Origin of the sequence: Providencia sp. PROV032 (assembly GCF_028484875.1) — a bacterium.
Classification (GTDB): domain Bacteria; phylum Pseudomonadota; class Gammaproteobacteria; order Enterobacterales; family Enterobacteriaceae; genus Providencia; species Providencia rettgeri_E.
In genome coordinates, this window is record NZ_JAMPSX010000032.1 from 53,812 (window position 1) to 67,090 (window position 13,279).

At 40.1% G+C, this 13,279-nt stretch carries 12 protein-coding genes; 3 read left to right on the plus strand and 9 right to left on the minus strand.

Translation table 11 applies throughout. The features are described from left to right. Positions 1 to 34: 34 nt before the first annotated feature. Genes cysH through cysJ form a run of 3 tightly spaced genes read right to left on the minus strand, consistent with a single transcriptional unit; the run spans position 35 to position 4,304 of the window. A complete protein-coding gene (gene cysH / locus PSF42_RS17845; RefSeq protein ID WP_272680469.1) occupies positions 35 to 769 on the minus strand; it encodes a phosphoadenosine phosphosulfate reductase in 735 nt (244 codons plus the stop codon). After that, the gene (gene cysI / locus PSF42_RS17850) at positions 766 to 2,499 is read right to left on the minus strand and encodes an assimilatory sulfite reductase (NADPH) hemoprotein subunit (protein ID WP_272680470.1); all 1,734 of its coding nucleotides are present in this window, start codon (positions 2,497 to 2,499) and stop codon (positions 766 to 768) included. Before cysI ends, cysH begins: the two co-directional genes overlap by 4 nt. Next, the gene (gene cysJ / locus PSF42_RS17855; RefSeq protein WP_272680471.1) at positions 2,499 to 4,304 is read right to left on the minus strand and encodes an NADPH-dependent assimilatory sulfite reductase flavoprotein subunit; all 1,806 of its coding nucleotides are present in this window, start codon (positions 4,302 to 4,304) and stop codon (positions 2,499 to 2,501) included. Before cysJ ends, cysI begins: the two co-directional genes overlap by 1 nt. A 343-nt stretch (positions 4,305 to 4,647) precedes the next feature. Between cysJ and queD the strand changes: the two genes are divergently transcribed. Next, entirely contained in the window at positions 4,648 to 5,013 is a 366-nt protein-coding gene (queD, locus tag PSF42_RS17860) for a 6-carboxytetrahydropterin synthase QueD (RefSeq protein ID WP_125893883.1), read from the plus strand. Positions 5,014 to 5,371: 358 nt separating this feature from the next. Continuing rightward, positions 5,372 to 5,989, plus strand: coding sequence for a YagU family protein (locus tag PSF42_RS17865; RefSeq protein ID WP_125893881.1), 618 nt, complete (start codon positions 5,372 to 5,374; stop codon positions 5,987 to 5,989). A gap of 65 nt (positions 5,990 to 6,054) precedes the next feature. Here PSF42_RS17865 and queE read toward each other — a convergent pair whose 3' ends face one another. Beyond that, a complete protein-coding gene (gene queE / locus PSF42_RS17870; protein ID WP_272680472.1) occupies positions 6,055 to 6,726 on the minus strand; it encodes a 7-carboxy-7-deazaguanine synthase QueE in 672 nt (223 codons plus the stop codon). 178 nt (positions 6,727 to 6,904) lie between these two features. On the opposite strand from queE, the gene PSF42_RS17875 reads away from it, so the two are divergent. Further along, positions 6,905 to 8,272, plus strand: a complete 1,368-nt coding sequence (locus tag PSF42_RS17875) for an amino acid permease (protein WP_248466921.1) — start codon at positions 6,905 to 6,907, stop codon at positions 8,270 to 8,272. A 76-nt stretch (positions 8,273 to 8,348) separates the two neighbouring features. Here the strand turns inward: PSF42_RS17875 and megL are convergent, their stop codons facing one another. From megL to PSF42_RS17900, 5 genes are all read right to left on the minus strand, one after another. Next, on the minus strand, positions 8,349 to 9,551 hold the full coding sequence (gene megL / locus PSF42_RS17880) for a methionine gamma-lyase (protein ID WP_248466923.1): 1,203 nt from the start codon (positions 9,549 to 9,551) through the stop codon (positions 8,349 to 8,351). Between the two features lie 15 nt (positions 9,552 to 9,566). Then, a complete protein-coding gene (locus PSF42_RS17885; RefSeq protein ID WP_213914318.1) occupies positions 9,567 to 9,959 on the minus strand; it encodes a hypothetical protein in 393 nt (130 codons plus the stop codon). 13 nt (positions 9,960 to 9,972) lie between these two features. Next, on the minus strand, positions 9,973 to 11,160 hold the full coding sequence (locus PSF42_RS17890; RefSeq protein WP_272680473.1) for an NAD(P)/FAD-dependent oxidoreductase: 1,188 nt from the start codon (positions 11,158 to 11,160) through the stop codon (positions 9,973 to 9,975). Between the two features lie 214 nt (positions 11,161 to 11,374). Next, on the minus strand, positions 11,375 to 11,920 hold the full coding sequence (locus PSF42_RS17895) for a DUF1287 domain-containing protein (RefSeq protein ID WP_442959230.1): 546 nt from the start codon (positions 11,918 to 11,920) through the stop codon (positions 11,375 to 11,377). Positions 11,921 to 12,015: 95 nt separating this feature from the next. Then, positions 12,016 to 12,807 carry an endonuclease/exonuclease/phosphatase family protein gene (locus PSF42_RS17900; protein WP_213914321.1) on the minus strand — a complete coding sequence of 264 codons (792 nt, stop codon included), beginning with the start codon at positions 12,805 to 12,807 and terminating at the stop codon, positions 12,016 to 12,018. Positions 12,808 to 13,279 lie beyond the last annotated feature (472 nt).

A 13,279-nucleotide genomic window follows, 5' to 3' on the forward strand; every position in this document is an offset into this window, starting at 1 on the left:
CCAACAACGCTGTGGGTTGAATTATGACGAATATTTAGTTTTCATGAAGCCCACACTCACGCTTTAATCCAAAAAAGCGCGTATCTTCTTCATTCATTCCCTCTTCCCATTTGCGAGTCGTATGCGTATCACCAACCGATAAATACCCTTGCTCCCACAGAGGGTGATAAGGTAAACCATATTTTGTTAGGTATTCATAGACTTGCTTATTGTTCCAATCAATCACGGGTAACACTTTAAAAATCCCTTTTCCGATACCTAACACAGACAAATTTGCGCGGCTTGCTGATTGTTCTCGCCGTAACCCCGAAAACCAAGTTTGTGCCTGTAACTCATTTAAGGCCCTTTCCATTGGCTCAACCTTATTAAGCTGATTGTAGCGTTCGATGCCCTCAAGGCCTTGCGTCCAAAGTTGGCCATACAGTGCTTCTTGCCAAGCAGGTGACTGTTTGGCTCGATACACCTGTAAATTTAAATTCAGCTTATCTGTTAATACTTCAATAAACTGATAGGTTTCTGGGAACAAATAACCGGTATCCGTTAAAATAACTGGGATATTAGGCACAATTTGCGTCACCATATGTAATGTCAGTGCCGCTTGAATACCAAAGCTGGAAGACAACACAAACTCAGTCGGTAAGTATTCAACCGCCCACTCAACCCGCTGCAATGCATTCATTGCTTCTAACTGGGAATTAAACTCAGCGAGATAAGCGACTTGTTGGGGCTTATCGAGTTCGATGAGTGTTGCTAGTTCAAGTCGGCTCATACTGCCTCCTTAACCTCATAAAAATCAACAGCAGAATTCAATACGGGCTTAACAACATTGGTGCGAATAACAAAATCGCCAAATCCTTCATTAGGTAGACGGTTTTTCGCCCAATCACCGATTAACTCATCCAAAATAGCTAAAATCTCTGTACTAGTGATATTTTCACGGTACATACGTGGAATACGAGTACCAATACGGTTCCCGCCTAAATGTAAGTTATATCTATCCATCGCTTTACCGACCAGCCCTACTTCCGCCAGCATCGCTCGTCCACAGCCATTAGGGCAACCCGTTATCCGTAGAACGATATGTTCATTGGCGACTTGATGAGCGGCCATAATATTTTCTACCTGACTAATAAATTCAGGTAAAAAACGTTCTGCTTCTGCCATCGCAAGTGGGCAAGTTGGAAATGAGACACACGCCATGGAATTTTCACGTTGCGCTGTAATTTCATCACTCATTAACCCATGAGCTCTGGCAATCGCTTCAATTGCCGCTTTTTCACTTTCGGGTACACCCGCAACAATTAAATTTTGGTTTGCAGTTAAACGAAAGTCCCCTTGGTGAATACGTGCAATTTCAGCCACGCCGGTTTTTAATGGCTTATTTTCTAAATCAATCAATCGGCCATTTTCAATAAACAATGTTAGGTGCCAGCGATTGTCAATTCCTTTAAGCCAACCAATCTTGTCACCGCGTTCAGTAAATTCATATGGACGAATAGGTTCGAAAACTACGCCTGAGCGCCTTTCGACTTCAGCTTTGAAAGTATCAACTCCCACTCGCTCAAGGGTGTATTTGGTTTTTGCATTTTTACGTTCAGTACGATTTCCCCAATCCCGTTGGGTAGTCACTATCGCTTCTGCAATCGCTAACGTTTTCTCTAATGGAATAAACCCAAACTCACTGGCTAAGCGAGGAAATGTTGCGGTATCGCCATGAGTCATCGCAAGGCCACCGCCCACTAGCACGTTAAAACCGATCAACTCACCATTTTGGGCTATCGCAACAAAGTTCATATCATTTGCATGTAAATCCACATCGTTTAATGGCGGGATCACGACAGAGGTTTTAAATTTTCTTGGCAAATAAGTTTGCCCTAAAATGGGCTCTTCATCCGTTGTCACTATTTTTTCTTTATCTAACCAAATTTCCGCGTAAGCACTTGTGCGCGGTAATAAATGTTCAGATATTTTCTTTGCCCATTCATAAGCTTGTTGGTGCAATTCAGATTGTATAGGGTTAGAGGTGCATAACACGTTACGGTTAACGTCATTCGCCGTTGCAAGGGCATCTAAACCAACGTGACTTAACATTTGATGGGCAGGCTTTACATCCCCTTTTAAGATGCCATGGAACTGAAATGTTTGCCGATTCGTAATGCGCACACTCCCATACAGCGTGTGGTCCGTAGCAAACTTATCAATATCCAGCCATTGCTTGGGGGTAATAATGCCCCCCGGTAAACGACAACGCAGCATCATTGCATGGCGAGGCTCGAGTTTTTGTTCCGCCCGCTCGGCACGAATATCACGGTCATCTTGTTGATACATACCGTGAAAGCGAATCAATAAGAAATTGTCGCCCTCGAAACCACCTGTTAACCCATTTTTGAGGTCATCTTTAATTGTTCCACGTAGGTAATTACTGTCTTGCTTCATGCGTTCGCTGTCTGCAAGTTTACCTTCGACAATTAAGGGCTTTTGTTGTTGTTCATTGCTCATTAATAAACATCCCTCTGATAACGGCGCATTACGCGCAACTCACTTAAAAATTCATCAGCTTCTTCACTGTCCATGTTCCCGTATTGGCTGACGATATCTAATAATGCCTGTTCGACATCTTTGGCCATGCGGTTTGCATCACCACACACATAGATGTGGGCCCCTTCTTGTAACCATTGCCAAACTTCTTCACCTTGTTCACGAAGTTTATCTTGTACGTAAATTTTCTCTTGCTGGTCGCGAGACCACGCTAATGAAATATGGGTTAATAAACCGTCTTTGACATAGCGCTGCCATTCCACTTGGTAGAGAAAGTCGTCAACAAAATGTGGGTTACCAAAAAATAACCAGTTTTTGCCTGTCGCACCGTCATTGTCACGCTGCTGTAAAAAAGCGCGAAATGGCGCTATCCCTGTACCAGGGCCAATCATGATCACAGGCGTATTTGGGTCTTGTGGTAGACGGAAGTTATCATTGTGCTCAATGAATATACGGAGTTCATCATCCTCATTTAAGCGATCAGCTAAGAAACCCGAAGCACCGCCAGTTCGCGCCTTACCATCAATCTCATAGCGGACAACGCCAACCGTTGCATGAACTTCATCTTCCACCTCGGATTGGGAAGAAGAAATCGAGTACAAACGAGGGGTTAACGGGCGCAGTAGGTCAACAAATTCTTGGGCAGCTGGCTGAGATGCCGCTTGGCGTACCATATCGACGATTGGCGTATTTTGTGCGTAGTGCAAAATAGCGGCTTTATCGCTAATTAATGACAATAGTGCATCGTCTTTTGATAACTGAGCGTATTTTTCGACAATCACTGGGGTATTTTGTGTCAGTTCTAATTGATAAATCAGCGCATCACGGAATGAATGACGCTGTGAGCCAATAAAGACTTCTTCATCACCTTGCAGCCACAATAAAGCCACCAGCTCATCAACTAAAGCGGGGTCATTATCGAACCAAACACCTAGCGCATCACCCGGTTGATAACGTAAACCAGAGTCACCGAGGTCAATTTTAATATGGCGAACATCTTTTTGTGAGTCGCGGCTGGTGATCTTTTGATTGCTCAGTAGCGATGCAGTTAATGGTGCCGTTTTACTATAAGGTGATGAATGAATTTCATTGATACTTCCTGTTTGAGTCGCCAATAATTGGCTATCACTTTGAGCAGGAACGCGAGCTTTTAAAATCTGCGTGAGGTTTTCAACCCATTCATCTGCAACCGCTTGGTATTCAACATCTGCATCAATTCGTTCCGTTAATGATATCGCCCCTAATGATGCAAGCTGAGAATCGAAATCTTTACCCGCTTGGCAAAATTTTTCGTAAGAGGAGTCTCCCAGCGCGAAAACCGCATAGCTAGTTTGTGATAAATTAGGCGCTTTTTTAGAATGAAGGTATTTGTACAACGCAACCGCCTCTTCGGCGGGTTCACCTTCACCCTGCGTTGAGGCGACAATAACCAACACTTGCTCTTGGTTGATTTGTTTGAATTTATAATCCCCTGCATTCACCAAATTCACACTAATTTTTTCACCCACCAAGCGCTCTCTGAGCTGCTCAGATAGGCGACGTGCATTTCCTGTCTGTGACGCAGAGATAATAGTGACGGTATCTTGAGTAACAACAGGCGTACTGGCTGATACATCAACTTGCGTGTTCTGATTTACCACTCCCCACAAATAACCAGAAAGCCATGCGAGTTGATGAGATGAAAAATCATCAACGGCTGTCTGTAAACGTGTTAATTGCTCAACAGATATTGGCAGCGCCGCTAATGGCGGCTGTTTTTTTGTCATTATCTTGTAACCCCAGCGTTATTCATCTTTGATTTAAAAAAACGATGCCATGTCATTACCCAAAAAAGACTGACAACCTAACACCTACTCATTTCCCCAAATAATTAGGGTAATAAAGCAAAAAATACCGCAGTACCTGAAACATATAGGGTATGCAATTAGGTTATAACAACCCTAGATATTGGGATAAGAAACGATAGCCATAATTAATAACTAAAAAGCCTAAAGCAATTAACTGATGGATCATATTGATAAAAGCGGTTAACGCTATTTTGGTAATTAAAGATATTTTCACCTAAAAATGCAGTACAATACGCTGTTTATTCACAACAAGGAGCCACATATGAGCACAACAATCTATAAAGATTTCACTTTCGAAGCCGCCCATAAACTTCCCCATGTTCCAGAGGGTCATAAGTGCGGTCGCCTCCATGGGCATTCTTTCATGGTGCGTTTAGAAATCACTGGTGAAGTCGACTCACATAGTGGTTGGATTATTGATTTTTCCGATGTAAAAGCTGCATTTAAACCTATTTGGGAACGCTTAGACCATCACTATTTAAATGATATCGAAGGGTTAGAAAACCCAACGAGTGAGGTATTAGCCCAATGGATTTGGCAACAAACTAAGCCTTTACTACCCTTATTAAGTGCGGTTACTGTAAAAGAAACCTGCACAGCAGGCTGTGTCTATCGCGGAGAAGCTTAAAAGCACAAGCACTAAACAAGTCATATAATATAGGGATACACGCTCCTCAGGCCGCTGACTTAGCGGCAAGCCTAATAGGTTTTGAACATAAATGAGGGGTAAATCCCTATATCCTTTACCTTTGGCTCATTACCAATATCAACGCCTAACGCTGCATAGAAAGTTTCCTAATTACCTTTAATAGCCGAAATTCGAAAAAACCATACGTTATTAAGGATGAGGTTAAGGCAAGAAACAAATAGTGGCTGGCATTTCTCCTTTTAACATTAAGGATATAAAAACTTTAATTTGACATAGTGCATTAAATTATAACCTGATCTATTATTTACCATTATTTACTTTTAATAAGGCAGGGAAAATGCATTTATTTCAGCAAACACCAAAATCCAGAAGGCGTTATGGACTGGCCGCATTTATTGGTCTAATCGCTGGTATCGTTTCTTCATTTGTCAAATGGGGGGCTGAAGTCCCATTACCGCCAAGAAGCCCAACGGATATGTTCAATGCAGCTTGTTCGCCAGAGACGCTGATCCGTGCAGCGGAACAAATAGACTGCTCACGTAACTTCCTCAATCCACCTTATATATTCTTAAGGGATTGGTTAGGCATTGCCGACCCTAACTCTGCAGTTTACACCTTTGCTGGGCACGTTTTTAACTCTGTGGGGGTTACTCACATCATATTTTCTATCGTATTTGCTGTCGGATATTGTATCGTTGCTGAAATATTCCCTAAAATTAAGTTATGGCAAGGGTTGTTAGCGGGTGCACTGGCGCAATTATTTGTCCATATGATTTCATTCCCTCTTATGGGGCTAACCCCTCCACTTTTAGACCTGCCATGGTATGAAAATGTTTCAGAAATATTTGGTCATTTAATTTGGTTCTGGTCTATTGAAATTATTCGTCGTGACTTACGTAATCGTATTACTCACGAACCAGATCCTGAAGTACCATTAAACCAACCTTTTAGGTAATTTAAAGACCCCCAATGCGTGTTTTTTAGCGCTTGGGGGTTACTAAAAATCATTGCTATTTTTTATTATTGAATATCCAAATATTTATGTGTTTGAATCGATAAACGCCAGTTGCGTTGAATACAGGTTTCAATACACAATTTTGTTGCTGCCGCTTTTTGGCTGATTGGCTGTAATGCTACTACAGGAAGCGTTTCGGCAATACGTAATGCTAAAATTTTCTCAAGTGCTTCTATATCTTTTTCGCGAGCAACAGGATGTTTAATTTCATTGGCCCGGTTCACTGCTTGGCTGATCACCTGTAGTCCTCCTTTCATACCGACTTTTGGTGATACAGTAACCCATGTGTTATCAGTGCATTGAATAGGGTATGTGCCACTAGTTTCAATTTGGCATTGATATCCATGCTGTTCTAATGCCTCAGTCAATGGCTGTAAATCATAAATACAAGGCTCACCGCCTGTAATAACAATATGCTGTGCGCTGAAGTGCTTTTCTTTCATTAACTGAATCAATGCCTCACTATCTGACATCGCCCATGCATCTGAATCAATCGTTTTAAGTGCGATATCCCCTAGGGTAGATTCTTTATCTTGTTCTATTTCCCATGTTTGTTTGGTATCACACCAACTACATCCAACTGGGCAGCCCTGCAAACGAATAAATACGGCTGGAACACCAGTAAAAACCCCCTCTCCCTGAATGGTTTGGAAGATTTCATTAATTGGGTATTTCATATCACTCCTAAAATAGTTAGCTGAGCACGCATTATATTGCAGATATCTATCTCACGAACAAGGAAGTTTGTGATAATGTAGCCACCTTAGGGTTCAATAAAGTACGTCCGACTTAATAAACAATACCGAAAGCCTATTCGGAACAATATATCGAACGAAGAAAAAGACAGGAAAAGACATGCAAAGTAGTGAACAAAATCAACTCAGAAAGGGACTGAGTGTTCGGCACATTCGCTTTATGGCTTTAGGATCAGCGATTGGTACCGGCTTATTTTATGGTTCTGCTTCCGCAATTCAAGCGGCAGGGCCTGCAGTTCTCCTCGCTTATATGGTCGGTGGTGCTGCTGTATTTATGGTCATGCGAGCCTTAGGCGAGATGGCAGTGCATCATCCTGTACCCGGTTCGTTTTCTCACTACGCTAGCCATTACATGGGCCCCCTCGCTGGTTTTTTAACTGGCTGGAACTACGTATTTGAAATGTTGGTCGTCTGCTTGGCCGATATTACCGCTTTTGGGATGTACATGGGGTTCTGGTTCCCACATGTCGACCAATGGGTGTGGGTATTAAGTATCGTGCTATTTATTGGTGCGCTCAATTTATGCCATGTTAAAATTTTCGGTGAAATGGAATTTTGGCTGTCTATCGTGAAAGTCTCCGCTATCATCGCAATGATTGTTGGTGGTACCTTCTTAATGTTCTACGGTTTCGGCCAAGAAACTGACCATGCGGTGGGTATCCAAAATCTCTGGGAACACGGTGGCTTTATGCCTAACGGTATTGAAGGTGTTATTGCATCCTTAGCTATCGTAATGTTCGCCTTTGGGGGTATCGAAGTGATCGGTATTACCGCCAGTGAAGCGCAAAATCCAGAGAAAACCATTCCAAAAGCAATTAATGCCGTTCCAATCCGTATCTTACTATTCTATGGGTTAACATTGTTCATTTTAATGTGTATCTATCCGTGGAATCAAATTGGTCAAAATGGCAGTCCATTCGTCCAAATTTTTGATAGCTTAGGCATTCAATCAGCGGCAAATATCTTAAATATCGTGGTGATCACTGCGGCAATTTCAGCGATTAATAGTGATATTTTCGGTGCTGGTCGCATGATGTATGGTATGGCACAAGACAAACAAGCACCAAAAGTCTTTACCAAGTTGACTAAAAGTGGGGTGCCTTGGGTCACTGTACTGGTGATGTCTGTTGTCATGTTATTAGGCGTTTATTTAAACTACCTACTTCCAGAAAAAATCTTTGTGATTATTGCGTCAATCGCAACCTTTGCGACCGTTTGGGTCTGGTTAATGATCCTGCTATCTCATGTCGCAATGCGCCGCCAAATGAGCCCTGAAGAGGTTAAAAAACTGAAGTTCCCAGTCCCATTTTGGCCAGTTGGCCCTGCAATTACTATCGCATTTATGGTCTTTGTTATCGCACTACTTGGCTTCTTTAAAGATACACAAGTTGCCCTTTTAGTTGGGTTTGCATGGGTCGCGATATTGAGTGTGACCTTCTTTGTCATGCGTAAATTTCAAAAATCTTAATCGACTAAAGTATTCGTAGAGTAAATTTAGGCCCTATATTTATATGATATAGGGCCTTTTGTTACCTATTTTGGTATCAAATGAGCGCTTGCCTAATATCGGCAATCAAATCATCAACACTTTCTAATCCAACGGATAAACGAATAAGCCCATCACTAATCCCATACTGTTTTCGTTCCTCTGCAGTATAAGTAGAATGGGTCATACTTGCAGGGTGCTGAGCCAATGACTCACAATCACCTAAGCTAACCGCACAAGAAAATAGCTGTAGACGGTTCAGAAACTGCTTACCCGCCTCAAGTCCCCCTTCAAGTTCGAAAGCAATCATCCCTCCAGGTAACTTCATCTGCTTTTGAGCTAATGCATATTGTGGAAAACTCGATAAACCCGGATACATCACTTGAGAAATTTCAGATAGTGAAGCCAAATATTCTGCAACTTTCTGTGCATTCTCAACCACTCTTTCCATTCTGATTGGAAGTGTTTTCATTCCTCGCAATATCAGGTTTGCATCGTGAGGGGATAGGCATGCTCCAGTCATATCTTTCAGCCCAACCAATCTGATTTGTTTCGCTAATTCCTCAGTTGTTATAACAGCGCCAGCCATCACATCACCATGTCCATTCATATATTTAGTCAATGAATGAACAACAATATCTGCCCCAAGCTCAAGAGGTTTTTGAATGTAAGGGGTACAATAGGTATTATCTACAGTTATCAATATTTCTTGGTTATTTGCAATATTATATTGGCGAACGATATTACTCACTGCACTAATATCAACTAAACGCATGTTTGGGTTTGCAGGTGATTCGAAAAATATCATCCTTGTTTTTTCAGTGAGCTCTTGTGCCACATGATTTGGATCACTCATATCAATGTGACGAACTTTGATACCAAAACGAGCCAATCCATGATGAAAGAACGCATATGTACAGCCATAAACCGTCATGTCAACTAACAACTCATCTCCAGGGCTCAGTAATGTCCAAAGCGTCGATGTTATTGCCCCCATCCCTGAAGAGAATGCAATTGCTGCATCTCCCTCTTCTAAATCAGCAAGTCGCTTTTCCAATAAACTTAATGTCGGATTATTTATTCGTGTATAAATATAACCATTCGATTCACCGCTAAAGCAGGCTGCACCTTCTTCAACACTATTAAATACGTAGGTTGAAGTTTGATAAATGGGAGAAGCTAGTGCCCCTAAATTTTCAGCTGCATCATAGTAATTATGTATCACACGCGTATCAAAAGAATACTGTCTATCTAATATCATACCACCTCCGAAATATTACCCCTCTTGGGGTGAAGATAATCGAGAACCCATTATTTGCAAGGTTCGTAAAACGGTACTAATTCCACGTAATGTATTTGGATCTTTTAATAAAGCATATACCGAGCGAAAATTTGGATTTTTACTATTATATACCTCTTCCATTTTAGCCATATTATAAGCCGTACCGAACTCCCATATCGGTGATAAAGTATCCTCAAATGAATTTGCCAGTTTTTCTACCGTGCTATTATCAGTAATGTCAATAAGGTCAGAAATTAGAGAAAGTAAATCAACAATATTATCTAAACGATTCAATTGTAATAGCGGTGCTAATTTGTCTGCGAAATGATCACCCGACTCAGAATTAAGAAGTTCAATTAGTTTACTTTGATTTTCATTATTAGACATTTTGATTTCCTCCTTAAACTAAGCCACGAATAGCAGCCCAATAAATACCTCTATTAAAGCCATTTCTGAGTAATCCTCCTAATTTAGTCGGAGGTGTAGGAATAACATCGTGTTTATAATCGTATTGTAAAGGCATTCCTGCTGTTAATCCCATTTGAACAACGGCTTGAACTCGCCCATCATAGATAGCCGCGGGATAACCATAAATTAATTCACCACAAATATTATCGGCTATAATCGCAGCTTGATTATGGCAGCTTCCACCCGCTTTACTGATCGGTAAATCAACGGTGTCACCAATAACATAAACACCATCGACACCATAAACTTGCATTGTTTCGTGGTCAGTTGGTAACCATCCTTCACCATTATTATGTTCACTCAATCCTGTATTAATAACCGCTTCAACCGCAGTAATAGGAGGAGTACTAATCAATAAATCGAAATTTTGCTCGTCCCCTTCCTTCGAATAAGCTATTTTCTTATCTGGATCAACTTTATCTAAAGTAAATCCTCTCTGTGCCTTAATATTTTTAGCAGTGAATACTTCGGGAATAACTTCACAAACAGGTTGCTGCATAAATAAACAGTTACGTAATAATTGTGAAACGGTTGGATATGTATAAACGATTTCAATATTATCCCTGACTCGACGTTTTCGTAAAAACTCATCAATCATTAACGTTGTTTCCATCGGTGCGATACCACACTGATGAGGCACATTAGGTGTTTCAGGGAATGATACCGTAATAAAAATTCGACCTTTTTCAATCTTAGCAAGTTGGTCAGCTAGCTTTCTTGATGCTTCATAAGCATAAAAATGGTTACCGATATCTTTTAAACCTTGAATACGCTCAGGTTTAGGTACGCAACCTGTCGCTATCACAAGAAAATCATAATTATATTTTTTTCCATGTGTTGAGTTTAGCTCTTTATTTTTAAAATCAAAGTATTCTATTTTATCAATGGCTAACTCTATTTCAGGCCTTAACAGCTCTCTTTCTGGACGGCTTAATTCATCCTTAAAAAATAAATTAAAAGCAACATACATAAATGCAGGTTTATAATAATGGATTGGATTATCCGTAATTAATGTTATTTTTATTTTCTTTGAAAAAATTTCTTTACTCAATTTTCTAGCGAGTGTATTTGCTAGCATCGTCCCGCCCGTTCCACCGCCAACAATAACTATATTTTTCATCACATTAACCACCATTTATTTATGCTTTATACTCTATACAATTAACCCTTCATTTATAAATATAGTTCAAGGTAAATTAATGCTAATATAATAATTAGAATATAATTTAAAAAATAACAATTAAAACTAATCACTTACATATATAAAACCTCTTGAATAAGTTGATTTTAAAAATTATAATCTAGGAAATTATATTATATAAAAACCATCTCACTTAATAAGAATAATGTCCAACAATATCCCAACGAAATAAAACATCTTCAAAGACTTGGCCATATCCAATATTGTGCATCACTAAATAATTCTGTGTATTTGATGACTTTCTCGAAGTTACAACACCGATATGTGGCCGACCATTATCCAAACGCCAAGAGACAATATCGCCAGGAATATAATCACTGGCATTCTTTGATATAGGCTTATTTTTCCCTTTTCGTGAGAAAAAAACCTCTAAATTAGGTACGCGACGATGATCAATATTTGTATCTGGCTTACGCAATCCCCACATTCGTTGACTGGGGTATTGGCGAAAATTTGCTTTCATGTCTTCATGAACTAATTGTTGCAAATCAATACCAATTTTTCGGTAGCTTCGTATAACCACATCAGAGCAGACACCGTATTGTTCGGGCACATCACCATTCGGATAAGAAATTTGTCGATAAGATGGGTCATAAATAACTAAACGAGGCAACTGTTCCGCATGTTTAGCTAACAATAAGCTAGACCCATTAGCTATTTGTGCAAAAAAGAAAAAGATATATAAAAGCGATAATTTCAATCTGATGTCCCCAATAAAAAGAGTTCATCAAATCTATAATTAAATGCGAGGGAAAATAAGGGAGATAATCTTAATTACTTAGAAAGCGTAAATTTGGTCATAATAGGGTTATGATCAGATGCATCTGTCGGTAGTACAGTGCTATCTTTAACCTTCAATCCACGATAAAACACGTAATCCAAAGGACGCCCAAAAGCCTTAGTGCGGTAATCATCACTAAATGCTATTTCTTTTAGACCCACACTACGAATAAACCGTTTTAATGCATTTACCCGTTGTCTACTCCATGCATTAAAATCCCCCGCAAGGATCACTGGCCCCACATGTTTAGCAATATGAACACCCAATTTATTTAGTTGTCGCGTATATACATCCACTCCAAAACTGAAGTTAATTGCATGAACATTCGCGACCATCAAGTGCTTCCCATCTGGTAACGGGTATACTGTAATCAGCGCAGATTTAGCCAGTCGTAACAGTGGTTCTTTTTCTCTTAAAGGACAGCAATATATCGGATGTGAAGCAGCGAGCGTCATCACGCCAGCTGGATGAGGTGAAAAAGGTAATGCAGGTACTTGGTCAGCAATTAATTTATGTGATGCAGCAAAAGATATTAGCTCAGGTGACATTTGAGCCTCTTGCAACAAAATAAGTTTTCTATCCTTCACTAACTCATTAAGAGTGGGCTTCCAATTTGGCCTCTGCTGTTTGTAAATATTCCATGTAACCACATCAAGAGTTTCACCCGCAGCGAATAGAGGTAAACCTATTGGGAGTGATTCACCCAACATATGTACAGACATAGGCTGAATTCGTTTAGCGGGCTCACCTGCAATATACCGAACAGAATAGGTTCTTTTTGCCAAATTTGAAGTCCCTATATCACAGAAAAATAATGAAAATCTTACACTTTTTGATTAATTACTGGTTGTAGTATATCAAATTTGAGTAGTTATAGCTTATCAAATTTATCCCAATATCCACCCTACTCATAAGGTTTTTAACCTTTTTCACTAAAACGTTCTGTTCTTATCTGACTTTCTTACGAAATGATAACTATTTAATTATTCGCTACTTTATACCCCCTCAATCGGATCCACCATCTAAATAAACCTGGAAACACCCACTCTAATTTATTTTTCTCTCATTTTATCTACCCCTTATACTCCTTTGCTACCAAAAGAGATGTGAGCTGTTACTTACTAGTTTATATCCAGAGCTTCCATTCATGATCACAATACCACCGAGTGTTATCTACCAATTGCTTGACTTAATTCTCTTAACTCATGTTGCCTCGCCCCACACTCAGCACTTGTCTCCGCGCACTTTTCAACATGA